Origin of the sequence: Anoxybacillus sp. EFIL (genome assembly GCF_013096955.1) — a bacterium.
Classification (GTDB): Bacteria; Bacillota; Bacilli; order Bacillales; family Anoxybacillaceae; genus Anoxybacillus; species Anoxybacillus ayderensis.
The window spans coordinates 20,741-45,801 of sequence record NZ_SDLH01000011.1; the positions used below are offsets into that span (position 1 = coordinate 20,741).

Annotated in this window: 28 protein-coding genes; 22 read left to right on the plus strand and 6 right to left on the minus strand. The window is 41.3% G+C overall.

Annotation, left to right across the window (positions count from 1 at the left end; translation table 11 throughout):
• The first annotated feature begins 185 nt into the window (after positions 1–185).
• Complete coding sequence (locus tag ES017_RS13640; protein ID WP_171335217.1) at positions 186–1,391, plus strand: MFS transporter; 1,206 nt, start codon at positions 186–188, stop codon at positions 1,389–1,391.
• Positions 1,392–1,460: 69 nt separating this feature from the next.
• On the opposite strand, the gene ES017_RS13645 is transcribed toward ES017_RS13640, so the two are convergent.
• A complete protein-coding gene (locus ES017_RS13645) occupies positions 1,461–2,402 on the minus strand; it encodes an RpnC/YadD family protein (RefSeq protein WP_021096040.1) in 942 nt (313 codons plus the stop codon).
• A 170-nt stretch (positions 2,403–2,572) separates the two neighbouring features.
• Between ES017_RS13645 and ES017_RS13650 the strand changes: the two genes are divergently transcribed.
• The 11 genes from ES017_RS13650 (at position 2,573) to ES017_RS16020 (ending at position 9,583) form a co-directional block, all read left to right on the plus strand.
• Positions 2,573–2,923 carry a lmo0954 family membrane protein gene (locus ES017_RS13650; RefSeq protein WP_021096039.1) on the plus strand — a complete coding sequence of 117 codons (351 nt, stop codon included), beginning with the start codon at positions 2,573–2,575 and terminating at the stop codon, positions 2,921–2,923.
• A 14-nt stretch (positions 2,924–2,937) separates the two neighbouring features.
• Positions 2,938–3,561 (plus strand): PspA/IM30 family protein, encoded by a 624-nt coding sequence (locus ES017_RS13655; RefSeq protein WP_021096038.1) that lies wholly within the window; start codon positions 2,938–2,940, stop codon positions 3,559–3,561.
• A gap of 73 nt (positions 3,562–3,634) precedes the next feature.
• Positions 3,635–4,360 (plus strand): cell wall-active antibiotics response protein LiaF, encoded by a 726-nt coding sequence (liaF, locus tag ES017_RS13660; protein ID WP_021096037.1) that lies wholly within the window; start codon positions 3,635–3,637, stop codon positions 4,358–4,360.
• A complete protein-coding gene (locus ES017_RS13665; protein ID WP_042895814.1) occupies positions 4,357–5,364 on the plus strand; it encodes a sensor histidine kinase in 1,008 nt (335 codons plus the stop codon). Before liaF ends, ES017_RS13665 begins: the two co-directional genes overlap by 4 nt.
• 13 nt (positions 5,365–5,377) lie before the next feature.
• Positions 5,378–6,004: a response regulator transcription factor gene (locus ES017_RS13670; protein WP_171335218.1), complete on the plus strand. Its 627-nt coding sequence runs from the start codon at positions 5,378–5,380 to the stop codon at positions 6,002–6,004.
• Between the two features lie 65 nt (positions 6,005–6,069).
• On the plus strand, positions 6,070–6,351 hold the full coding sequence (locus tag ES017_RS13675) for a hypothetical protein (RefSeq protein WP_019416556.1): 282 nt from the start codon (positions 6,070–6,072) through the stop codon (positions 6,349–6,351).
• Positions 6,336–6,815, plus strand: a complete 480-nt coding sequence (locus tag ES017_RS13680; RefSeq protein ID WP_019416557.1) for a type II toxin-antitoxin system VapC family toxin — start codon at positions 6,336–6,338, stop codon at positions 6,813–6,815. Before ES017_RS13675 ends, ES017_RS13680 begins: the two co-directional genes overlap by 16 nt.
• Positions 6,816–6,886: 71 nt before the next feature.
• Entirely contained in the window at positions 6,887–7,672 is a 786-nt protein-coding gene (locus ES017_RS13685) for a MerR family transcriptional regulator (RefSeq protein ID WP_171335219.1), read from the plus strand.
• Positions 7,673–7,765: 93 nt separating this feature from the next.
• Positions 7,766–8,809, plus strand: a complete 1,044-nt coding sequence (locus ES017_RS13690; RefSeq protein WP_171335220.1) for an NAD(P)/FAD-dependent oxidoreductase — start codon at positions 7,766–7,768, stop codon at positions 8,807–8,809.
• Positions 8,810–8,879: 70 nt separating this feature from the next.
• The gene (locus tag ES017_RS13695; protein WP_368737197.1) at positions 8,880–9,458 is read left to right on the plus strand and encodes a DUF4163 domain-containing protein; all 579 of its coding nucleotides are present in this window, start codon (positions 8,880–8,882) and stop codon (positions 9,456–9,458) included.
• On the plus strand, positions 9,455–9,583 hold the full coding sequence (locus tag ES017_RS16020) for an RsiV family protein (protein WP_244463847.1): 129 nt from the start codon (positions 9,455–9,457) through the stop codon (positions 9,581–9,583). Before ES017_RS13695 ends, ES017_RS16020 begins: the two co-directional genes overlap by 4 nt.
• 20 nt (positions 9,584–9,603) lie before the next feature.
• Here the strand turns inward: ES017_RS16020 and ES017_RS13700 are convergent, their stop codons facing one another.
• Both ES017_RS13700 and ES017_RS13705 read right to left on the minus strand, forming a co-directional pair.
• A complete protein-coding gene (locus tag ES017_RS13700) occupies positions 9,604–11,223 on the minus strand; it encodes a carbon starvation CstA family protein (protein ID WP_042536446.1) in 1,620 nt (539 codons plus the stop codon).
• On the minus strand, positions 11,220–11,735 hold the full coding sequence (locus ES017_RS13705) for a DUF8052 family protein (RefSeq protein ID WP_042536447.1): 516 nt from the start codon (positions 11,733–11,735) through the stop codon (positions 11,220–11,222). Before ES017_RS13705 ends, ES017_RS13700 begins: the two co-directional genes overlap by 4 nt.
• Positions 11,736–11,895: 160 nt before the next feature.
• Between ES017_RS13705 and ES017_RS13710 the strand changes: the two genes are divergently transcribed.
• From ES017_RS13710 to ES017_RS13755, 10 genes are all read left to right on the plus strand, one after another.
• Positions 11,896–12,531 (plus strand): TetR/AcrR family transcriptional regulator, encoded by a 636-nt coding sequence (locus tag ES017_RS13710; RefSeq protein ID WP_019416563.1) that lies wholly within the window; start codon positions 11,896–11,898, stop codon positions 12,529–12,531.
• Between the two features lie 98 nt (positions 12,532–12,629).
• Entirely contained in the window at positions 12,630–13,772 is a 1,143-nt protein-coding gene (locus ES017_RS13715) for an acyl-CoA dehydrogenase (protein ID WP_042536272.1), read from the plus strand.
• Positions 13,773–13,915: 143 nt separating this feature from the next.
• The gene (gene accC / locus ES017_RS13720; RefSeq protein WP_021095843.1) at positions 13,916–15,277 is read left to right on the plus strand and encodes an acetyl-CoA carboxylase biotin carboxylase subunit; all 1,362 of its coding nucleotides are present in this window, start codon (positions 13,916–13,918) and stop codon (positions 15,275–15,277) included.
• Complete coding sequence (locus ES017_RS13725; RefSeq protein ID WP_021095842.1) at positions 15,270–15,482, plus strand: acetyl-CoA carboxylase biotin carboxyl carrier protein subunit; 213 nt, start codon at positions 15,270–15,272, stop codon at positions 15,480–15,482. Before accC ends, ES017_RS13725 begins: the two co-directional genes overlap by 8 nt.
• Before the next feature lie 10 nt (positions 15,483–15,492).
• Positions 15,493–16,383, plus strand: coding sequence for a hydroxymethylglutaryl-CoA lyase (locus ES017_RS13730; RefSeq protein WP_021095841.1), 891 nt, complete (start codon positions 15,493–15,495; stop codon positions 16,381–16,383).
• Entirely contained in the window at positions 16,383–17,165 is a 783-nt protein-coding gene (locus tag ES017_RS13735; protein WP_035063618.1) for an enoyl-CoA hydratase, read from the plus strand. The genes ES017_RS13730 and ES017_RS13735 overlap by 1 nt, the downstream gene beginning before the upstream one ends.
• Positions 17,166–17,170: 5 nt before the next feature.
• Positions 17,171–18,718 (plus strand): acyl-CoA carboxylase subunit beta, encoded by a 1,548-nt coding sequence (locus ES017_RS13740; RefSeq protein WP_021095839.1) that lies wholly within the window; start codon positions 17,171–17,173, stop codon positions 18,716–18,718.
• Positions 18,719–18,911: 193 nt separating this feature from the next.
• On the plus strand, positions 18,912–19,580 hold the full coding sequence (locus ES017_RS13745) for a polysaccharide deacetylase family protein (RefSeq protein ID WP_171335221.1): 669 nt from the start codon (positions 18,912–18,914) through the stop codon (positions 19,578–19,580).
• 14 nt (positions 19,581–19,594) lie between these two features.
• The gene (locus ES017_RS13750; protein ID WP_021095837.1) at positions 19,595–20,176 is read left to right on the plus strand and encodes a DedA family protein; all 582 of its coding nucleotides are present in this window, start codon (positions 19,595–19,597) and stop codon (positions 20,174–20,176) included.
• Between the two features lie 14 nt (positions 20,177–20,190).
• Complete coding sequence (locus ES017_RS13755; RefSeq protein WP_021095836.1) at positions 20,191–21,303, plus strand: UDP-N-acetylglucosamine--LPS N-acetylglucosamine transferase; 1,113 nt, start codon at positions 20,191–20,193, stop codon at positions 21,301–21,303.
• Between the two features lie 16 nt (positions 21,304–21,319).
• Here the strand turns inward: ES017_RS13755 and ES017_RS13760 are convergent, their stop codons facing one another.
• The 3 genes from ES017_RS13760 to ES017_RS13770 are packed head-to-tail and all read right to left on the minus strand — an operon-like array spanning position 21,320 to position 24,983.
• Complete coding sequence (locus tag ES017_RS13760; RefSeq protein ID WP_021095835.1) at positions 21,320–22,450, minus strand: Ger(x)C family spore germination protein; 1,131 nt, start codon at positions 22,448–22,450, stop codon at positions 21,320–21,322.
• Positions 22,447–23,910: a spore germination protein gene (locus ES017_RS13765; protein WP_021095834.1), complete on the minus strand. Its 1,464-nt coding sequence runs from the start codon at positions 23,908–23,910 to the stop codon at positions 22,447–22,449. The genes ES017_RS13760 and ES017_RS13765 overlap by 4 nt, the downstream gene beginning before the upstream one ends.
• Positions 23,907–24,983, minus strand: coding sequence for a GerAB/ArcD/ProY family transporter (locus ES017_RS13770; protein WP_021095833.1), 1,077 nt, complete (start codon positions 24,981–24,983; stop codon positions 23,907–23,909). Before ES017_RS13770 ends, ES017_RS13765 begins: the two co-directional genes overlap by 4 nt.
• Positions 24,984–25,061 lie beyond the last annotated feature (78 nt).

Genomic DNA, 25,061 nt, shown 5'->3' on the forward strand with positions numbered 1-25,061 from the left:
GACTGCCAGAAGGACTCCAAAAGATTGTTTTCGTCACGCCTTTGTGTAACAAAGCATCGAACAACCGACCGTTTCCTAGACAAATACATTTGTCTAGGAGCGATGTTGTTCGGTCACTCGGCAGTCGAAAAATAGCCATTTCTCGTGTGGAAGCCGTAAACAAATCATCTATTATGGGGGATAGTATGCTTAGTAGAAATGAACTTCTCGTTTTTTTTGGTAACTCCATCTCTCAGCTAGGGAATGTGATCTTTACAATGGCTTTGAATTGGTGGATTGTAGTTATGACTGGTAGTGCAAAAATTTTAGGCATGATAACCGCTATTAGTCTAATTCCATCTGTACTCATCAATCTTTTTGGTGGAGTGATTTCAGATCGGTTTAATAAAAGGAATATTCTCATATTAATGGATGTTATAGCTGGGACAATGTGTATACTATTAGGTTTTTTTGCAGATGATAGCAGCTTAAACATTCCGTTAGTTATAGCAGTTAATATTGCATTGAGTATTTCCTTTTCATTGTTTTCGCCTACAATGAGAGCAATTATTCCTGAGATAATTGATGAGAATCGGATTAAAAAAATTAACTCCTATCTCACTACATCTTCAGAAATAATTAAAGTTTCAGGACCGATAGTAGGTGCATGGCTACTTTCTTTAGATTTTATTGGTATAAGTATGATATTTGTAATTAATGGTGTTTCTTTTTTAATATCTGCCTTGATGGAATTTTTTATTAAATACAGTTATGCTCAGTCTAGTAAAGCAAAGTCATACTTTGAAGACTTTATTGATGGGTTTAAGTATGTAAAAAGAGATCCATTATTGATAAGATTACTTATAGCGGTATCCTCGGTGAATTTTTTTATAGCGGGTTATAACATCATTTTACCTGTACTAGTTAATTCTTTATACAAAGATAGTACTGTGTACAGTTTAGCACTATCATCGGAAGCATTAGGAGGAATTATAGGTGCTTTCTTTTTAAGTTTTTCGAAAGGGAAATCTCAGTTAGTTCATATTTCTAGGGAGTTAATTCTATGTGGTAGTGTTTTTCTTTTATTGGTGTTCTCTAATAATCTTTATGTGTTATATGGAGTAATCTTTTTCTTCGGTTTTTTCTTAACAAGGTTTAATGTTCTTTTTTTCACTTATATACAAACTAATATTGATAAAACGCTATTAGGAAGGGTATTTTCCTTTATATTCACTATTGCTATAGTTTTTATGCCGATAGGGAATACGGTTTTCGGTTTTTTAGGTGATTATTTTTATGAAGGACTACTACCTATAATAGGAATAGGTATAGTTTTGAGCGTTATCTTACTATTTTTTAATAAAAGTGCTTTAAAACATAACCATAAATACAAAGGACAGATAGAGTCTTAAGTGTTTTAACATATTGGCATAACGGAGACCTAATTTTGAAATTATGCAAAAAAAAAGAGCCGCTTTGTTTTATTGCGGCTCCTTGTTATGAAGCGATGCTTCCATTTCTTTTGCTAAGTCAGCAACTTCTGCAATCGAAAGACCTGTCCGTTTTGCTATTTCGTGAATAGGTAAAACATCTAAAAGATTTTTAGCGATGTCGATGGCCTTTTTCTTTGCTGTTTCTTGCAAGGTTTGTTTCATTCTCTCCTCTATTTCTTCCATTGCAGCTTTTACAGCTAGTTCTTTTTCTTGTTCTAATTCTTCGACAAGCAAGCGTAGGACTTTGTTCATTTTCATCCACTCCTTTACTTTTTTTGCATAGTGCTCGTCAATCAATTTGTCGGTAGCTGTTAAAACGCCAGCGATGATGTGCAGTTGTGTCGGCTCATCTGTGATTTCTTTTGCGAGTCCAATCGTTTTTTCAATCATCGTTTGTCGATCGTAGCGGCTCTGCATGAGTGGGACGAGAATGAGCTTCATCGTTTCTTCGGCAGTTAACGGTTCATTGTTGCGAATTTTTTCTTCAATTGCATGAAAAATCGCATCGCCGTTGAATTCACAAAGTAATACTGCCTTTGAGGAAATGAATACATCGCCTGCATGTAGTTGCTCCTCCACACGTGTGACATCACTCGTGTAAATAACAACAATACGAATCGGTCGAACTTGTTTCTCTGTTTTATAATATGTGTCTAATAGTCGGTAAGCATAATCGAGGTACTTTAGATGGTTAGCGATAAATCGATTGTTGCTTTCATATTCGAGTAGAAGAATGGAGTCGTCTTCAAGAAGAAATAGCGTATCCGATCGCTTCGTGCTCGCTTGGACAGCTGGAAACTCATTTGGTAGCAATGCTTTAATTTTAGGGAGTCCGTGGAGTCCGTATACATCGAGTGCTTGATTTTTGTACAACTCACTTAATGATTTGAACAAAATGTCTTTCGCTTGATACGATATGCCTCGTGCCATGCTTATACACACTCCTGTTTTATTACTATTATACCTCCTTCGCATAACAATTGAAACGACTTTCGTCATTATAAAAATACGCCTTGAGTCGTAGTTGAAAATATAGCTATGGGACATGATGAAGAAAGATAAGAATCGGTAAGATGAAAGCAAGGAAGGAGGCGAAAGGGATGTTAAAAAAAATCGGGTTATTGCTTGCAGGTGGAATTGCGGTGTTCGTGCTTATGTTTCACCTCGGTCCGCTCGTTGGGTTAGCGATCAGCTTGGCGATTTTGTATTATGCGGTGAAAAAGTTTTTCAAAGCCGATTCGGCGTTTGGCAAAATCGTTTGGGCGCTGATTGGCTTGGCTGCGCTGATGGTGAGCGTCTCGAATGTACCAGCGCTTATTGCCATTGTAGCAGCGTATGTGCTTTATGTCGTGTATAAAAAATGGAACGAACCGAAAGAAGTAGTGCAAGTCGTTGACGATCCGTTCGTTCATTTTGAAAAGCAATGGGCAGAACTACAAAAACATTATTAAAGGAGCGAAGAACAATGGGGTTACTTTCTCGCGTGAAAACGATGATTGCGGCTGATATTCATGAATGGTTGGATGAAAAGGAAAAGAAAAATCCGATTGCGGTGCTAAATGAATACTTACGCCAATGCGAACAAGAAGTAGAAAAAGTACGGAAGCTGCTGGAACGGCAATACTTGCTGAAAGAGCAGTTTACACGCGAATATCGCGAAGCTATACAGCTTGCGGAAAAGAGGAAGAAACAGGCAGATATTGCCTCAAAAGCTGGTGAGTCAGAGTTGTTTACGTTTGCGTCTCATGAGCAAATGCAGTACGAAGAGCGAGCGACGAGATTAAAGCAATTGCTTGAGCAAACAAACGAACAGCTATTGGAACTAGAGAAAAAATACGAACAAATGAAACATCAACTCAAAGATATGCATATGCGCCGCATGGAGCTCATGGGGCGAGAAAATATCGCACGGGCGCATTACCGTATGAATCGTGTATTAGACGGGTATGCAAGCCCAGCGCTTTCTACGTTTGCGGATACAGAGTCATATTTAGAACGCCTCGAGCAACAAGTACAGTCAGACTATTATCGCCATACGATTGATGCTCGCATTGCCGAATTAGAAAAGCGGTTGCAGCAAGAGCAATAAACATATATGCTAAAGGCGTACGTTGTTGCGCCTTTTTCGTTTTATTGATTTATCGCAGAAAGAGGGAAGCCCCATGGATCAACAAAAAACGACCGACTATGTCAGTTGGGTGGTACTGCTTGCGCTCGTTATTTTTGCGCTGGAAATTTCGTTTTTTCATCCAGGCATTGTTTTCTCTGTTCTTTTTTCGGCAGGATTGATTTATATCGGGAGAAAAAAATGGCATCGGAAACTTGGCAAAATCGTCTTCTGGCTTGGGTGCCTCGGTCTTTTTGTGCATGTGTTCACGATGATCACGGTTAGGTTTTTACTTGTCGCACTATTGTTGTATGCGATTATCCAATTTGCTCAATCGAAGCGACATCCTTCCGTTATCTGTCCGGAGATGAAAACAAACAATGCAGAAACAGAACTCGTTTTTCGTCAGCCGCTTTTTCAAAACATGTTGTTCGGTCGGCAAAAAACGCCCGAGCATGCGTATGAATGGAGCGATGTAAACATTCAAACAGGCATTGGCGATACAGTCGTTAATTTAAGCTATGCGGTCGTTCCGAAAGGGGAAGCGGTCATCGTTATCCGCGGCTGGATTGGGAATGTGCACATTTTCGTTCCATATGAAATGGAAGTGAGCGTTGTCCATTCCGTGCTGTTTGGGGCAGCGTCTATTTTTTCAAGAAAAACGGAGCGGCTATGGAATCAAACGTTTATTTATCAAACGCCAGCGTATGAAACGTCCGAGCAGAAGTTAAAAATCATCACCTCGATGGCGATTGGAAATGTTGAGGTGAAACGAATATGAACCGACATATCGTTGGGGCACTTCGACTCGCTTTTACCGTTTCGGTTGTATTATTTCTTTCGTATGCTTTTACGTTTCCACCTGCGAAGTGGTCGGCACTATGGGACGAAACAGTGCTCGGGGTGCCGTTTGTCGCTTTTTTATTTATGGCAAGCGGGGTTATCGGCGTGCTTTTTGGCGTTTCGTTCGATTGGTTTTGGCGAAAACAATGGCGAGCTATTGAATATGCGTTGCTTCAAATCGAACAAGGGAATACAGAGTTACCGCGCCAACAAACGGCAAAAGAACTTGCGGATGTATGGGAGAGAATTGAAAAGCTGCAAAAACATTCGTTTGAACAAACGAAGCTCACGCAAAAATTGGTGACAGAAAAAGTGGAAAACGAAGGAGAGTTAATCGAGCGAATTATTTCAGAAGAACGAAACCGTCTAGCGCGCGAATTGCATGATTCCGTCAGCCAACAACTATTTGCTGCATCGATGATGATGTCTGCACTAATGGAAACATATGCAGGAAGCGAACAAGGGAAAAAGCAATTGAAGCTTGTCGAACAAATGATTCACCAATCCCAATTGGAAATGCGGGCATTGTTGCTTCATCTACGGCCTGTACAGCTGAAAGGAAAGTCGCTTCAAGATGGAATGAGAGAGCTGTTGACGGAGCTTGCCCAAAAAGTGCCGATGGAGATGAAGTGGAAAATAGAAGATGTGACGCTCGACCGTGGGGTGGAAGATCATTTATTCCGTATTTTACAAGAATCGGTGTCTAATACGCTTCGTCATGCGAAAGCGACGATGTTAGAAGTGTTGTTGCTTGAGCGAGATGGGTTTGTCATTTTGCGCGTGTCGGATGATGGAGTGGGCTTTGATGTCGAGCGGACAAAAAGCGGCTCTTATGGCTTACAGCATATGTACGAACGAGCGGCTGAAATCGGTGGGACGTTAAAAATCGTAAGCATAAAAAATAAAGGAACTCGGCTAGAAGTGAAAGTACCGCTTGTGTAAGGGAGGAAGCAAGGTGATTAAAGTATTGCTTGTCGATGACCATGAAATGGTGCGGCTTGGTGTTTCCGCGTATTTATCTGCCCAGCCGGATATGGAAGTTGTCGGGGAAGCAGAAAGCGGAGAAAAAGGGGTTGAACTTGCACTTCAACTTCGCCCGGATATTATTTTAATGGATTTAGTGATGGAGCCGATGGACGGCATTGAAGCGACGAAACAAATTATCAGCGCTTGGCCAGACGCAAAAATTATGATTGTGACAAGTTTTTTAGACGATGATAAAGTATATCCAGCGATTGAAGCGGGGGCAGTCAGTTATATGTTAAAAACGTCGAAAGCAAGCGAAATTGCGAATGCGATTCGTGCCACGTTTCATGGGCAATCGGTATTCGAACCAGAAGTAACGGGAAAAATGATAAATAACGTGCGAAAACAATCGCTTCCACACGAACAACTAACGAGCCGCGAGATGGAAGTGTTGTTATTCATTGCGCAAGGAAAAACGAACCAAGAAATTGCTGAGGAACTGTTTATTTCGTTAAAAACGGTCAAAGTCCACGTCAGCAATATTTTAGCGAAACTAGATGTCCAAGACCGGACGCAAGCGGTCATTTATGCATTTAAACACGGGTTGGTTAAATAATTGCATATTGTGTACGGTGCGAAATTTGTTATAATAAGGTAAAAATATTGGAAGGAGGGGTGGAGATGCGTATTTCAGCAAATGATTTTGAATTGTTGAAAAGGTGGGTTTATTCTCGAAAAAACAACGTTTTATTTGAAACGGAACATGCCATCGTGATTATTGAGGAGGGAGATAAGGTCATATTGAAACCTGAAAGAAAACGGTTAACGAAAGAAGAGAAGTTAGTCCTCGCTGAAAAACTAGCAGGTAGTGCTGATTATTTTAGCGTAAAGGGAGTAGAAGAAAGCATTCGAATTGCCAATCGAGAATATGATCGGGAGGATGAAACGTGTGCCGAAAGTTAATCGATAGCAACATCTGGGTCGCTCACGAAATGGGTTATCCAGATGTTGTTTTTTATATACGTGAATTAATTAAAAGTGAACAGTCGTTGGTCATTAATACTGTAATTGAAATGGAGCTCATGTCTCACTACGAAATTGAAACGAATCCAATCGTTAAGCAAATTAGAGAGGATTACGTATACAAGATGATAGATGAAATTATTGATATTACTAGTCCGATTGCTATGAAGGCAGGCGAAATTAGAAGAAAGGCAAAATTATTGGGTAGAAGAGTTCCGAAAGGACCAGATGCGCTCATCGCAGCGACAGCTATTGTACATCGCATCCCGTTAGTTAGTAATAATGATAAAGATTTTAAATGGATAAGTGAATACTTTGATTTTCCGCTCATCAATCCCATTACAAATCATACCGACTTTCAAGAATTTCAACAAATGTATAAAAGAAAGAGAGAAAACATGTAGCAAAAACTCCTAATTTTATGGCGAGATTTTTTTATTTTTTGCTTTACATTGACGTTACGTAAACGTTTATCATGAAATTGTCAGGAGGTGAGCGAGTGGAGTATACGGTGCAGCAACTAGCGAAATTGGCGGGGGTTACGAGCCGAACGCTACGATATTATGATGAAATCGGTCTTTTGAAACCAGCGAGAGTAAACGCCTCAGGTTATCGCATATACGGACCGAAAGAGGTAGACCAACTTCAGCAAATTTTGTTTTATCGCGAACTTGGGGTTGATTTAGAAACGATTAAGCAAATCATTACGTCCCCGTCATTTGACGACGTACAGGCGTTGAAGCAGCATCGCGAAAAACTCTTGGCAGAACAGCGGCGATTAGAGGCGTTAATCGCCAATGTTGAAAAAACACTATTAGCGAAAGAAGGGAGAATCATGATGAGCGACAAAGAAAAATTTGAGGCGTTTAAACAGCAGCTCATTGACGAGAACGAACGAAAATATGGCAAAGAAATCCGGGAAAAATACGGCGATGAGCAAGTGAACAAATCAAACGAAAAAGTAAAAAACATGACGCAAGCACAATACGAAGAAGCAACAAAGCTCGGCGAAGAAGTATTGCGCGTATTGCATGAAGCGTTTTTGACTGGCGACCCGGCGGGAGAGCTTGCCCAAAAGGCAGCCGATTTGCACCGTCAATGGTTAGGCTATTTTTGGGATCATTACTCAAAAGAAGCACATGCAGGATTGGCACAAATGTATGTGGATGATGAGCGGTTTAAAGCATACTACGACCAAAAACAGTCAGGAATGGCGGAGTTTCTTCGTGACGCCATTTTCATTTACACAGGCAAAAAGTAGGCAGGCATAAGCCTGTCTTTTTTACATTGTAAAAGGTTGAAAAAAGATGTATATTTAAATGAGAATGATAATCAAATTTAAAAGGTGATAGCGATGGAACAACTATACGATGTGACGATTATTGGAGGCGGTCCGGCGGGGCTGTATGCGACGTTTTATAGTGGACTTCGAGAAATGAAAACAAAACTGATTGAATATCAGCCACAATTAGGTGGGAAATTGCATGTGTATCCAGAAAAAATGATTTGGGATGTTGGGGGACATGCTCCGATTACGGGAGAGAAATTACGTGAGCAACTTGTTAAACAAGCGATGACCTTTCATCCAACCGTTGTATTAAATGAAAAAGTTGAAGCGATTCGGCGAAGAGAGGACGGGATATTTGTTTTACAAACATCATCCGGACAACAACATGTGTCGAAAACGGTCATTATTGCAGTAGGAAGCGGTATATTAAAACCGCAAAAGCTTCAAATTGAAGGAGCCGAAAAATTTGAAATTACAAATTTACATTATACGGTGAAATCGTTAAAACAGTTTAAAGGGAAAACGGTGATCATTTCAGGCGGGGGAAATACAGCGATTGATTGGGCAAATGAGCTCGTGCCGATTGCCAAAAAAGTATATGTGACTTATCGCAATGAATCGTTAAAAGGGCATGAAGCGCCAGTGACGCAATTATTGAATAGTTCAGCAACTTGCTTTTTTCATACGTCCATTACAAAATTAGTTGCTCGTGCGAATCATGAAACGATTGAGCGAGTGGTATTGACAAATCATGAAACGGGCGATGTGTTTGAACTCGATATAGATGATGTCATTATTAGCCATGGGTATGAACGAGATGCTTCATTGCTCATGAATAGCGAACTGCCAATTCAAATGGCAGACGATCATTATGTTGCAGGGAACGCAAAAGGTGAATGTTCTGTTCCAGGTTTATATGCAGCAGGAGATATTTTGAAGTATGATGGGAAGTTATATTTACTTACGGGAGCTTTCCAAGATGCAGCGAATGCAGTGAATAGCGCGAAACGGTTTATTGAGCCAACTGCCGATCCGTATGCGATCGTTTCGTCTCACTACGAAGCGTTTAAGGAGCGAAATCGGGAGTTAGTGAAACAAATGTTAAAATAAATGGTAGCGATGATGTATAAACCCGTTTGTTTCAACGCAAACTTTCGGTAAAACAAACGAGGTGAACATCGTGTTCAAACAACGGACAATATGGATGATGGTGTTGGCGTTATTTATATTGACGGCGTACAGCCAGCCACTTACTGTGACAACGAAGCAAATGAAATATACAAATGAACTGATGGAAGTCGATTTAAACATTCCGATTGTATCCGGCTCGATCAACCAATCGTTCCAACGCCAAGTCAATCGTTTATTGCGAAAGGAGTCGCTTGATTTAAAACGTGAAGTAGAAAAGCAAGCGCGAGAAAATATGGCGATAAGTAAAAAGGAAGGATTTCCATATCGGCTACATGCGGCAGTCAGTAATTATGAGGTGACGTACAATCAACGTGGCATTTTAAGCATTCCTGTTACGTTATATGGCTATACAGGTGGGGCGCACGGAATGACAGTGAAAGTGCCAAACAATTTCGATTTCCATACAGGGAAATCGTTGTTACTAAGCGACTTATTTAAAAAAGGAACGAAATACAAACAAGTGATTATAGACGAAGTGATTGCTCAAATAAAAAAGAAAACGATTTATATTTTGACAACGCCATCGCTGTTGTGCAAAAGATGCCGAATGATCAACCTTATTATATGACGAAAGATGGTATTGTCGTTTATTATGGACTTTATGAAATAGCCCCATACGCCGCAGGCATTCGCGAATTTCTTATTCCATTTTCAACTTTGCGACCATATATGAAAACGAAGCTAGCGCAATAAAAGCGCTAGCTTCATTTCATTTATCGGTGGTAAGAAACGACTTCTTTTTTCGTTGTTTTCGTCATCGCTCCCCATCCTTCAATGGCTAAGAAAATGCATAAAACGAAAAGAATGAAAGCAGAGCCAGCTAATAGCCAATTTTGTTTTAATGCGTTTTGATACATCAACACACAAAGAGCAGCAATCGTTACAACGAGCATAAACACCATTGGGATGACAACATAAAACGATTTGGCGCCAATTTTCATGAGCCATGCGGAAACAGCTAGCAAAGCAAGCGCCCCGAGCATTTGATTCGCTGCCCCGAAAAGCGGCCAGACGGACTGCCATGTTCCTGATAATGCAAGCGCTCCAGCACCGATCAGACCAACTGTTGTTGCGACATGATTATTTTTAAATGCGTTTGTTCGCTCTTCACCAAGTTCTTGAATGGCGTAGCGCATTAACCGTGTTGCTGAATCTAATGTTGTTAATAAGAAAGCGGATGCTGTAAGTGCGGTAAATGTAACTGCTGTTGCTTCTGGGATGCCGACATGGGACATAAAATAACCAACACCAGCAGAAAATGTACCAATTGGCCCACCAAGTTCACTCATACGAGTCGCAAAGTCAGCTTGTGTTAAATACGCGACCGTTCCAACCGAAATGATTGCCAAAAAGCTTTCTAACAACATACCACCATAGGCGATAAATTTCCCATTTTTCTCATTATCAAGCTGTTTTGCGGTCGTTCCAGATGATACGAGCGAATGGAAGCCTGAAATAGCACCGCAAGCGATTGTAATGAACAAAATTGGAAACAAAAATCCGAGTTTTTCGTGATAAAAACCTGTAAACGCTGGAAACTGAATAGTCGGTGCAGCGATAATCATGCCGACAGCAGCCCCAGCAATCATGCCGTATAAAAGAAATGAGTTTAAATAATCGCGTGGTTGTAACAAAATCCAGACAGGTAATACCGATGCAGCGTATGCGTAACCTAGTAAAATAAGTGACCATGTTGTTGCGCTTAACGAAAGTGGATATTGAATGCCAACCCATACAGATAAGAGCATAGCGATAACCCCTAGCACGCTGGCTACAAATAAGTTCATTCGCATTTGATTAACAAAAAAGCCAAAAATAATCGCAATGCCGAGGAATAAAACAGATGCTGTAGCTGCTTGTGGAACAGCGACAAACGTATTTGCAACTAAAATAATAAATACACCAACAACGAGCATAAGTGTCGCGATAGAGAAAGTTAAAAATAATACTTGTCCGCGACTTCCCATATATTGTTTAATAATCGTCCCGATCGATTGTGCTTTATGGCGAATCGAAGCTTGCAATGATGTATAATCATGAACACCGCCAATAAAAATGCCTCCGATCATAATCCATAAAACAGCAGGAAACCAACCGAACACGGCAGCAGTGATGGGGCCTACAATTGGTCCCCCTCCAGCGATTGTAGCGAAATGATGTCCAAGTAAAACAGGTTTTTTTGCCGGCACGTAATCTATACCATCATACATTTCATACGCTGGTGTTTTGCGATTGCTATCAACTTTCAATTGTCTTTCGAGAAAGCGTCCATATGTAAAATAGGCAATGACTAAAATGACTCCGCAAACAAGTAACAACGTTAATAAGTTCAACGCACATCCTCCTCAAATGGTTTTTCGAAAACATGTGTAAACGACCGAGCTTTTCGGTGAGTAAATAATTGTTTTGAGTCTAAAGCGATGATCGCAATATAACACTCGAGCCAACCGTGTAATCCGAAACGAATAAATTGTAGCTTGCGAAATCGTTTCACCTCCTTTATTGCTTCATCACATGCATTTGGTGCGACAATTGCCCCGATGAAAACGGTAGACATATGATCTTGATGGTTGGATATGTAGTTCGGCACATGATTGATAAATGTTTGAGAGAATTGTGTGATGTCTTCTTTTGTCACGATATTTTCTTTTTGCCACACAAAAATAAATTGCTCATTTTCAACAGCCCAAATTTTCGACTTTTTTGTCATAAAATATTTCTCATCACGTCGGTGATAATGAGCATAAAAAGGTAAAGACAATGTGCCGAGCTTTTCATCCCGATAAACGTTGAAATAAGGTGTAAGAATTGTTGTTAGGTTATGGATATATTTGTTTATATTCATCACAGCCACCTTTTAAAATTTTCTGAATATTATTATATTTAAAAATGTAAAACATTTCAACAGTTTCTTTTTTCTTAATAAAATACTACTTGCTAGAACAAAAAATCATTTAACTTTTCTGAAAATTGTGTTAAAATACAACAAAAAGGAGTTTGTACGCATGGTTGAAAAGCAATTAAAAGACCGCATTATTGAAACGGCGCTCACGTTGTTCGAAAAGTATGGATATCATGGAGTAACGGTTGATCGAATTGTTGCTGAATGTGGAGCGTCAAAAGGGGGATTTTATCATAATTTTAAGTCGAAAGATGAATTGCTTTACCATATTCATGATGTGTTTATTACGTATGTGCTAAATAAAGCGCAAGAAGCATATGTAAAATATAAGACGCCGACTAAGCGGCTATGTGCAATCATTCAGTCGTTTGTCAGAGTTTTTCATATATATAAACCGCACATTACGGTGTTCAATCAAGAGGCAGCATATTTAAAGCCGGAATACGCTGAAAAAATTAACGCAAAACGTGAGCAGTATAAGCAAATTATTTTTCAAGTGCTTCGTGAAGGTATTGAAGCAAAACAATTTCGTGCAGAAGTACCTGTTGAAATTGCGGGATTGTCGATTATCGGCATGGTCAACTGGATGTATAAATGGTATAAGCCTGATGGACCGATGTCGATTGAACAAATCGCCACAGCCTTTAACGATTTAATTTTACATTCGCTTTTGACAGAAGAGGCGAAGCGAGATGAAGATATTTCGTCATTTCTTTTGTCGCATGTGGGCGACGAATGACGAATGTTGCATAGCGTACAGACCAACTAGTCGGTTTGCTATCAAAACAGGCTTGTTGGTTTCATATATTTTCATTTTTATAGAGGGGGAGAAAAGCGATGCATTTTGAATTAACGAAAGAACAACAAATGATTAAAGAGATGGTTCGCGATTTTGCGGAAAAGGAAATTGCCCCATACGCGTCGAAATGGGATGAGGAGGCCATTTTTCCAATTGAGACGTTCAAAAAAATGGGCGAGCTTGGACTGTTTGGCATTCCGTTCCCTGAACAATATGGCGGTTCTGGTGGAGACACGATTTCGTATGCGATTGCGGTTGAAGAAATTGGTCGAGCGTGTGGCGGAACAGGGTTAAGTTATGCGGCAGCTGTATCGCTCGGTGCTAGTCCAATTTACTATTTTGGGACAGAAGAGCAGAAGAAAGAGTGGCTTGTACCGATGGCAAAAGGTGAGGCTTTCGGCTCGTTCGGATTAACGGAGCCAAACGCAGGGTCTGATGCGGGCGGAACGCAAACGCGTGCGATTCTAGAGGGCGATGAGTACGTCATTAACGGAGAAAAATGTTGGATTACAAATGCAGGTTATGCCCGCCAAGTGATTGTAACCGCTGTCACAGGAAAGGATGAACGAGGAAAAAATATTATTTCTGCGCTCATCGTTCCGACGGATACGCCAGGGTTTTCGATTAATTGTCATTATAACAAGATGGGCGTTCGTGCATCCAATACGTGTGAGCTTGTTTTGCAAGATGTACGTGTGCCAAAAGAAAATATATTAGGCGATCCGAAAAAAGGATTTAAGCAGTTTTTATATACGCTAGATGGGGGACGCATTTCCATTGCGGCGTTAGCTGTCGGCATCGCGCAAGCCGCATTCGAGAAAGCGCTTCAGTATGCAAAGGAGCGAAAACAGTTCGGGCAACCGATCGCGAAATTTCAAGCCATCCAGTTTAAACTTGCTGACATGGCCATGCAATTGGAGCTTGCGCGCAATATGGTGTACAAGGCGGCGTGGTTAAAAGATCAAGGCAAGCCGTTTACAAAAGAAGCAGCGTATGCGAAATTATTTGCTTCCGAAACAGGATTTCACATTTGTAATCAAGCGATTCAAATTCACGGTGGATACGGATATATGAAAGAATACGGCGTTGAACGTCATCTTCGCGACATCAAACTGATGGAAATTGGCGAAGGGACATCGGAAATTCAGCGGCTAGTCATTGCTCGTCAACTAGGATGCTAGATGAACTTACATTCCTCGCACAATACGAAGCTACGAATAAGTAACCTCTATGCAACATTTCTAACAAATACGATCACTTCATATTTGCACCATTCACAGCAATGAATAATCCATTCGAAAATGAAATATTGAGGGGGAGTCTCATGTTCTCAAAAGTACTTATTGCTAATCGAGGGGAAATTGCTTTACGTATCATTCGCACGTGCCAAAAGCTTGGCATTCAAACGGTCGCCATCTATTCGGAAGCGGATGCCGACTCGCTTCATGTAAAACAAGCGGACGAGGCGCATGTGGTTGGAAAAGCGCGCGTGAATGAGAGCTATTTAAATATCGAAAAAATCATTTCGATTGCAAAAGAAGCGAAAGCGGAAGCCATCCACCCTGGTTACGGTTTGCTTTCAGAAAATGCAACATTTGCTCGTCGATGCGAAGAGGAAGGGATCGTCTTTATCGGTCCAAAACCGGATGTCATCGCGAAAATGGGGAGTAAAATTGAAGCAAGACAAACGATGGCGGAAGCAGGGGTGCCGATTGTGCCCGGCATCTCCTTTCCGCTTGCTGATGTCGAGGAAGCAGCACATGTAGCAAACAACATTGGCTATCCGGTCATGTTGAAAGCATCGGCAGGCGGTGGAGGGATTGGCATGCAACTTGTTTATGACGAAGAGCAGCTACGCAAAGCATTTGAAGGAAACAAAAATCGTGCCGCTTCCTTTTTTGGAGACGGAGCGATGTATGTCGAAAAATATATTGATAATCCGCGCCATATTGAAATTCAACTGTTAGCCGATCAACACGGAAACTGCGTGTATTTATGGGAAAGAGAGTGCTCCATTCAACGTCGACATCAAAAAGTTGTTGAAGAAGCCCCATCCCCGTTTTTAGACGAAGAAACGCGCAAAAAAATGGGAGAGGTGGCTGTGCAAGCGGCAAAATATATTGGATATACGAACGCAGGGACGATTGAATTTCTCGTGGACGAGCAAAAAAACTTTTATTTTCTTGAAATGAATACACGCTTGCAAGTAGAACATCCCGTCACAGAAGAAATTACGGGCATTGACATTGTCGAACAACAACTACGCATTGCAGCGGGAGAAAAACTTTCTTTTTCACAAGCTGAAGTAAAACGGGAAGGGCATGCGATTGAAGTGCGTATTTACGCCGAAGACCCAAACACATTTTTCCCTTCTCCTGGAACGATTACATCTTTACAACTGCCGAGCGGGGAACATGTACGCCATGAAATTGCGGTACAAAGCGGTTCTGTCGTTACCCCTTTTTACGATCCGATGATTGCCAAATGTATTGTCAAAGGAAGCGATCGACAAACAGCTATCGCAACGATGATTGAAGCATTACGTGAGTATAAAATCGAAGGAATTAAAACGAATATACCGATGTTAATGGCTGTATTAACACATGAAGCATTTCAACAAGGGCATACGACAACAAACTTTGTGAATACGTATATGAACAAAAAAGGAGGGAAAACACATGCATGAAGTTGTCGCGTTAATGGCAGGGAACGTATGGAAAATTGTTGTGCAAGTAGGTGATGTCGTTGAAGAAGGACAAGACGTTGTCATTTTGGAATCGATGAAAATGGAAATACCAGTCTCTTCACAAGTAAGTGGGGTAGTCAAAGCGATTCGTGTACAAGAGGGAGATTTCGTAAACGAAGGGGACGTATTAATCGAAATCGAATAGGGGGGCATGTATGCGCGTAACAGTAAAAGAAGTCGGACCGCGTGACGGGTTACAAAATGAGCCGACATTTATTCAAACGGAGGATAAAATTGCATGGATTAATCAACTTTCGAAAACAGGGCTGACATATATAGAAGTGACGTCGTTTGTCCATCCGAAATGGATTCCGCAGCTTGCCGATGCGTATGAAGTTGCTTCTCGCATTGAGCGAGTAGAAGGAGTGACATATGCTGCGCTTGTGCCAAACAAAAAAGGATTAGAAGGTGCGCTAGCAGCGAATATGGATGAAGTCGCTGTATTTATGTCGGCAAGCGAAACACATAATCGAAAAAATATTAATAAGTCAATCGAAGAAACGTACCCGGTGTTAAAAGAAGTGATTGACGAAGCGAAGCGAGCAAACAAAACGGTTCGCGGTTACGTATCAACTGTGTTCGGCTGTCCGTACGAAGGAAAAATCAGTATTGAACGCGTCATCTCTGTTTCTGAACGATTGTTTGAGCTTGGGATTGATGAACTGTCGCTCGGTGATACGATCGGTGTCGCGAATCCCGTCCAAGTCCAACAAACATTAGAACAGCTATTGAAGCGGTTTTCAGCTGAGAAGATGGCACTCCATTTTCATAATACGCGCGGTATGGCGCTTGCAAACGTGTTTGCATCGCTGCAAATGGGCATAACCATTTTTGATAGTTCACTCGGTGGGTTAGGCGGTTGTCCGTATGCTCCAGGGGCATCTGGGAATTTAGCGACAGACGATTTAGTATATATGCTTACACAAATGGGGATCGAATGCGGTGTCCAGTTGGAACCTTTAACAGAAGCAGCACGATGGATAGAAGAGAAAATTGGCCGTCCGCTTATGAGTCATCACCTAAACGTTGTAAGGGGGAATAGATGATGATGGAAGCTGTTCTTTATTCCACAATTGATGCAGGGGTGGCAGTTGTCACGTTAAATCGACCGGATGCAGCGAACGCTCTTTCATTAAAAATGTTAAACGAACTGCAGCGCATTCAAGCGGAACTGAAGTTAAATCGAAACGTGCGGGCAGTCATTGTCACAGGTGCGGGGCAAAAAACATTTTGTGCAGGGGCAGATTTAAAAGAGCGGGCAAAAATGAATGAAACACAAGTGCGTCAAACGGTTGCGCTCATTCGAGAAACGATCAATGGGTTTGAACAGTTGCCTCAACCTGTTATTTGTGCCCTGAACGGTGGAGCTTTTGGCGGTGGACTTGAATTGGCGCTTGCATGTGATATTCGCATCGCTGCTGAGCATGCCACGATGGGACTGACAGAGACAGCGCTTGGCATCATTCCTGGTGCAGGAGGGACGCAACGCCTTCCACGGCTTATTGGGATCGGGCGCGCAAAAGAGATGATTTATACAGCAAGGCGCATTTCGGCGCAAGAAGCAGAGCGGATTGGTTTAGTCGAGCGCGTCGTTTCTGCTGAACAATTGTTAGATGAGGCGTTTACGATCGCGACAGCGATCTCGAATAACGCTCCGATTGCCGTTGCTCAAGCGAAAGCAGCAATAAACCATGGGGTGCAAGTCGATATGCATACAGGGCTTGTCATTGAACAAATGGCGTATGAGCGAACGATTCATACAAACGACCGATTAGAAGGATTACGAGCATTCAAAGAAAAACGAAAACCGGTGTACAAAGGGGAGTAAAGGACATGATTTCAAACGAACAATTATCGCTTGTTGAACAGCTACAACAAAAACGAAAACAAATTGAACAAGGGGGCGCGCGCAAATATCACGAAAAAAACGCTGAGCAAGGGAAATTGTTTGTGCGCGATCGCTTGAAACTGTTATTTGATGAAGGGCTACAATTTGAAGATGCATTTTTCGCCAACTGTTTAGCGGACGGACTGCCGGCAGATGGTGTCGTGACAGGAGTCGGGAAAATTAACGGACAAACGGTATGCGTTATGGCAAATGATTCGACCGTCAAGGCAGGTTCGTGGGGGGCAAGAACAGTAGAAAAAATTATTCGCATTCAAGAAACGGCTGACAAACTACGATGCCCGATTTTATATTTAGTCGATTCCGCTGGTGCGCGCATCACGGATCAAATTGAAATGTTCCCAGGACGACGGGGAGCCGGACGTATTTTTTACAATCAAGTGAAATTGTCTGGAAAAGTGCCGCAAATTTGCTTATTGTTCGGACCGTCAGCTGCAGGTGGGGCGTACATCCCTGCGTTTTGTGATATCGTTATTATGGTCGAAGGAAACGCTTCGATGTATCTCGGTTCACCGCGCATGGCGGAAATGGTTATCGGTGAAAAAGTGACACTTGAGGAGATGGGTGGCGCTCGCATGCATTGTTCTGTTTCGGGTTGCGGTGATGTGCTCGTAAAAACGGAAGAAGAAGCGATCGCCTTTGCGCGTAAATATTTGTCGTACTTTCCAGCTAATTTTAGTGAAAAACCGCCGGTGGCGGAACCGAGAGAGCCAAAGGCGTTTGACCAAACGATTGAAGAACTCATTCCGAAAAATCAAAATGCCCCGTTCAATATGTACGATTTAATCGACCGTGTGATCGATGAAGGATCGTTTTGCGAAATCAAAAAGCTGTTTGCACCTGAACTCATTACAGGTCTTGCACGCATTAACGGCCAACCGGTTGGGATTATCGCTAATCAACCGCGCATGAAGGGCGGCGTGTTGTTTCACGACTCAGCCGATAAAGCCGCGAAATTTATTACACTGTGCGATGCATTCCATATTCCGCTCATCTTTTTAGCAGACATCCCTGGTTTTATGATCGGAACGAAAGTGGAACGAGCAGGGATCATTCGTCATGGTGCAAAAATGATTTCAGCGATGTCAGAAGCAACTGTGCCGAAAATTTCAATCATTGTACGAAAAGCATACGGAGCAGGATTATACGCTATGGCAGGACCAGCTTTTGAACCGGATTGCTGCTTAGCTTTCCCGCATGCACAAATTGCTGTCATGGGACCAGAAGCAGCGGTAAACGCGGTATATGCGAATAAAATTGCTGAACTGCCAGAAGAAGAGCGAGCCGCTTTTATTGAGCAAAAACGTGAAGAATATCGAAAAGACATCGATATTTACCGACTTGCTTCTGAAATGGTTGTCGATGGCATTATTGCGCCAAATGAGTTACGTTCTGAACTCATTCGGCGATTAGATGCATATATGTCGAAATATGTGGTATTTTCTGAACGAAAACATGGGGTTTACCCTGTGTAGTTGTCAAGACATATGGTACAATGGAGGCGATGTGTTGTAACATCGCCTTTTTTTTCGGGAAATTTCCCCGGAAATCGACAACAATTTGCACATGTTGTCGATGAAAAGAAAGATGAATTTGTTTTTTTAAAAAACGCTCTTTGTTCCATATTTCCTGTATCTTTTTGTATAATCGAGAAAGGGGATTTGACGTTTGATTTACATATGGCTTATCGCACTATTTTTCATTTATAGCATATTCCCAACGTCGATTGTCCGTATTTCCTCATTTCGTGTACAAAAGAGAGTGAAAAAAGGCGTAGCATTAACGTTTGATGATGGTCCAGATCCACTTTACACGCCTCAGTTGCTTGATTTATTAAAAACATACAATGTAAAAGCAACGTTTTTCGTTGTCGGCTGGAAGGCGAAAAAATACCCACATCTTATTCAAAGAATGCATGAGGAAGGGCATACGATCGGTTTGCACCATTATTACCATACGAGCAACTGGTTTCTTCCGCCGCTTGTGACGGAATGGGAGCTTGAACGATCAGCACGTGTCATTGAGCACATGACAGGCGTTCGTCCGGTATACTATCGTCCGCCATGGGGACATTTAAACATATGGACGGTGTTGATGCAAAAAAAGTATAAAATCGTCATGTGGACATATATTCTTGGTGATTGGAGAACTTCATTAGGTGTGGATCGCCTTTATGAGCGGTTAATGAGCAGTATAAAAGATGGGGCGATCATCGTATTGCATGATAGCGGTTCGACCATTGGGGCTGACGAACATGCGCCAGCGAACATGTTACGAGCATTAGAGCAATTACTGCAACATTGTTCTGTTCAATGGGTAAAAGTGAACGAGCAATAAAGGGGAATGAGGAAATGGAAGCGAACAACATTTTAATGTATATTCAATCCCACGGTTATATTGTATTATTTCTCTCGTTATTTTTCGGTATTGTCGGTATTCCCGCACCTGAAGAATCACTTTTGTTTTTCGTCGGCATATTTATTTCACACGATCAATTGCATTTATTTAAAAGCTTATTTTTCGCGATTTCCGGGGCGACAGTTGGGATGGTTGTTGCCTATATGGCTGGCTATACGTTTGGTTCAGCGCTGTTATTTAAATATGGACATTATATTGGTTTTCATCGTCGGCGTTATCGGTATGTTTATCGTCACTTTCGAAAACGAGCTCCTTGGATTATTACATTTGGTTATTTTATTCCAGGTGTTCGTCAGTTATCTCCATACATGGCTGGGGTTGTTCGCGTTCCATTTCTCCCGTTTCTTTTTTTGTCGTTTATTGGATCAGCGTTTTGGATTAGTTTATTTATATTTGTCGGGAAGTTTCTTGGGGAGCGTATACATATTCCTCTTTACTTATTACCGTGGATAACGATTGTATTTTTTAGTTTATTTTTCATTGGGCTATATGTGAAAAGAAGAAAAACAAATTAAAGGGAGTTCGCATAATGATGAACATTCTCGTACTACCTTTGTTTCAAATGTCATCTGGCCATCATCAGGTGGCCGATGCGCTCATATATTCATTGCAACATCGTTTTCCTAACGTTTCTTGCGAAAAACTTGATTTCTTAAGTTATTGTAATGAACAAATGGAAAGGCGAGTAGCGGACTTTTATCTTCGCTGGATTTCGTTATCACCGCACTCATATGAGTGGATGTACCAACGATGGATGAAAAAATTTGAACAACCAGCGATGGAACCGTGGTTGCTTTATTTTGAAAAGAAGATGAAACGTCTCCTTCAAGAGAAAAAACCAGATCTCGTCATATGTACGCATTCGTTTCCTTCGCACGTGTTGCAGCGATTGAAACAAAAAGGCGCTGTAACAGTGCCTGTTATAAACGTATATACAGACTTTTTTTTAAGCGGCATTTGGGGAAAAACAGCGATTGATTATCACTTCGTTCCGCATGAGGAAGCGAAGCGGTCGCTATGTACGAGGTTTCGTATCGAGCGTCATCGCGTCATTGTGACAGGCATTCCGATCCATGAACATATCGTACCTGCGCAAAAAATAAAGCGACGGATGAATAAACATATTTTAGTGGCTGGCGGCAATCAAGGACTAGGGAAGATGAAACAATTTTTAAAAAACGCTAACCATTCACAGTTAACGTATTCTGTTTTATGTGGTAAAAATGAAAATTTATATGAAGAATTAAAAAGTTGGAACGACCCGCGTATCCGTCCGTTCCGATACATCTCGGATCGAGCAAAAATGAACGAATTGTACGATGAAGTTGATGCGGTTGTGACAAAGCCGGGTGGTGTCACGATGAGTGAAGTGCTCGCAAAAAAACTGCCTGCTTTTACACTTTCGTATTTGCCAGGACAAGAACAAATAAATTTGCATTATTTAAGAAAAAAAGGACTTATTTATCTTCTTCGGGACAATGAGCCTTATGACCAACAATTGATGCGTATATTAACGAATGATGAGGAAATGAATGAATTAGAAGAGCGGATCGAGAGCTATTGGCTCGGACGTGAAAAAACAGCGCAAGAAGCGCTTGCTGAATGGATTGAAACGAATATATATGCAATGAAAAAGCGATGAAATTTGCTCATCGCTTTTATTTTTTTGATTTTCCGTATGTGTCAATGCTTAATTTGACATTGATTTTTTCTAGTGTATCATTTGTGAGCGAAACGAATCCGTTTGTCGTATATTTGCGCCAGTCATTGACGTTTTGACGGTACAATGCGTTCGATAATTGAAGTGTATCGACACCTTCTTTTACTCCGTGCTGGAATAAGCTTTTTATTTCTTTCTCGACTGTTTTTGTTGCGTACTCAATAATTTGTTTCTCAGACATTTGTTCGCGAAGTTCAATGATGCTCCCCGTTGCTTGTATATCAACGGTAAATACAGGGTGACCGTCTTTTATTTTGTACGATATGCTTGCTTTCGGTGCGCGCACGACGAGCGTACCAATCATGTTGCCGTTTGGTTGAATATAAATGGGCGTTCGTCCTGTGCCTTTTGTTACCCAGCGCAAGCCATCTAGTTTATGACGCGGAAGGCATGCTTGTTTATCATAGCGATGTAGAAAACAAACACCGTCTATTTTTAACATCTGTTTCTTTTTTTTATTTTCCGTCCAACTTTTCGTTTCCACCGCAAGAGAAGGGAGTGGAAAGGTGACCGCTTTTTCGTTGGAAGCGGCAATGAGTTGATTCAGTCGCTTCGGTTGAATAAAAGAACTTTGTTCGTAAATGTCTGTCGGATTAGCGAGCAAAGAAAAATATGGTGAATAATCTAGAAATGGTGTTGTTTCAAAAATATGTTCAATCGATTCCTTAGTTGTAAATGCCCAGATCGTATGACGAATTTCGTTGTAACGATCAAGTACATCAATGACATTGCGCACAAGCCCTTTTTTGAGCGCCCGTTCTGTAAAAACGATTCCTTTCACATGTCCCCATGATACACGTTGTTGAATCGCATAATATAGCCGATCTGTCGCAACGTTAAACGTTTCCCCCTTTGCTTTTCCAACGGTAACCGTTGATTTTTGTCTTCCGCCGCCTGCTTCTGCTTTCGCAAGCCCTGTAAAACTAATAAGTTGGGCGTAGGCGATTACTTGTCCGTCTTTGTAGTCCACGCCGATCGCATGAATATAAGCAAGATGATCAATTTCTTTCATCCCCCAGCAGCCGGTTAAAAGGAAACAAAAAAAACAACAAATAAGCGCGCGAGTCATGATTCGTCACCCGGTGTATTATCGTTCGTTTTTAACATTTTCGGGCGAATTTTAAACTTCTTCCATCCGCTCGTAATAATCACTTTCCATATATCTCCTGTTACTGGAGAAATCGGTGCCAAATACGGGACACCAAACGATGTTAAGTTTACAGTATAAACTAAAAGAAAAAACATCGATGCAATAAAACCGAAAAGCCCGAGCATAGAAGAAGCGGCAAGGACGATAAAACGTAAAATGGACACCGTCCCAGCAAGCGATTGATTCACAAGTGTAAATGTTGCGACAACAGATGTTGCCATGGCAACAAGTGTTCCGGGCGCTGCCAGTCCGGCGTTAATGGCGGCCTGACCGATAATAAGACCACCGACGACCGATAACGTTTGTCCAATCGCGATCGGAAGCCGCATGCCTGCTTCTTTAAAAATTTCAAATAGACTGATCATAATAAACGCTTCTAAAGGAGCAGGGAGCGGAACCCCTTGCCTAGCGAGAACGATCGTAGCTAATAACGTAAACGGTAGTTGATCTTGATGGTATGTTATAATGGCTACCCAAAGCCCCGGCAGAAACACAGCGATGCTTACTCCGATTAGTCGAATAAGGCGTTGAAATGACACGAACACAAACGATGTGCTATTGTCTTCAGATGTATTTAATAGAAAAGTTAAATTTGACGGCCCAATTAAGGCAGTTGGTGATCCATCAACAAAGACAGCGAATCGTCCGCTCAGTAGTGCGTTGACGACAAAATCAGGGCGTCCAGAGTAAGCGAAAACGGGAAATAAAGAAAAATATTTTTCGCTTAACAATTCTTCTAATTGGTTTGTTCCTGTTAAGGCATCAATGTTAATTGTGCTTAAGCGACGCTTTAATTCAACAACCGTTTCTTGATTAATAATGTCTTTAATATATAAAATATCAACTTTCGTCCGACTTCTCTTACCAATTAATACTTGTTCAACATGCAAGCTGCTCGTTTTTAGCCGCTTTCGGATGAGCGCGACGTTTTTCGCCACTTCTTCAATAAACCCGTCTTTCGGTCCGCGAATGGATACTTCGGTGTTCGGTTCTTCTGGATTGCGATTCGGTGGATTCGCAAGCGAAATGGAATACATCGCTTCCGCTTCTACAAAGTAAATGACTAAATCCCCATTAAAAACGATAAAATCAAGCTGCTGGGCAGAGACCGATTTTCCGATTAAATGAAGCGGCATTTGTTTATATTTCTCAATGTCCGTTACTGAATATAGCGGATATCGTTGTCCCATGCGTGTAATTGTTGGGAAAATAAATTGTTTGAGTAACTTCGTGTCACATAATTCTTCACAATAAATGAAAATAAGCGAGAGTGGCTTTCGTTCTTCTGAATAAATGGTAGCTGGCATAATGACAACATCTTTACATTGCGCAAAATGTTCTTTTAACGTTCGCTCATCGACAATGATTTCAGCGGTCATGCGGACGCTCTCCTTTCTTTTATACGTATCGCTAACGCGAGGACAAATAATGATGTTGAAAGAAAACAAATGAAGAAAAATGAAATCGGCAGTATCCATTTTTTTAACATATGAAAAAACGTATAATCACTCATCGGTGTCATTGCAGCGAAGAAAATGACGACGTATACAAATATTAAAATCCATCGCCGCGAGGCTTTATTTGTTATGTCAAATAACTCTGGAATGAGCGCTGTCGCAAGCGAAATGCGAATAAACGCCCCTGCTATCCATTGATACACCGATAAAAAATCAAAATGCTCTAAATACGTCCCTAAATTCACCATTCGCCATTGCTCAAAGGCAGGGTAGCGTAAATGACTAGCTTCTGCTGGTCCAAACTCTGTAATGGCTCCAATTGTTGGACCGATCGATAAACTGGCGGCTACAAGCCCGAATAAAACGAGCTTCATAAAAGAAATGTTCGTTTTCATTTGTTGTTGCATAAATAGTAAAAGAACAATTTCACCATATCCGGCAGCGACGTACATCACTCCCTTCCAAACGGGCATCCAGCCATTTTCGAGCATCGGCTTTAACAGTTCATAATTTTTATGTGGGATCGTCGCTAAAGCGACAAATATGCCGAACAATACGACGAAAGGTAAAATAATACCTGACGTTTTAGCGATCGATGGCAAGCCGATGGAAGCATTATAAAAGCAGATGATACAAAGTGTAACAACTATCGCCCAGTTCGGTGTTGCCGTTAAATATGATGTCGTTGTAAACGTTGTCGTATCTTTTAATGTCACAATGCTAATGATGAGTAAATATAAACATGTGACAGAAGCGATAAAATAGGCTATTGGAGCACCGATATTTTCTTTTAGCCATTGAAAGATGTGCGTTTGTTGTGATTGTTTTATAGGAAAATAAATGAGAGGAAGAAACATGACAAGCAATATAAGCCCGATAATGGTCGAGATCCACGCATCTCGTCCAGCAATTTCAAGTAAAACAGGAATGATGATGACATGATTCATAAGACCGATCGATAACATTAAAACGAATAACATTTGTATCGTATTCATAAACACACACCTTTTCCCTTGTTGTATTTTTATCGTTTCCAAACAGGGAAATGATATGCATTGTCACCATCTAGGCTC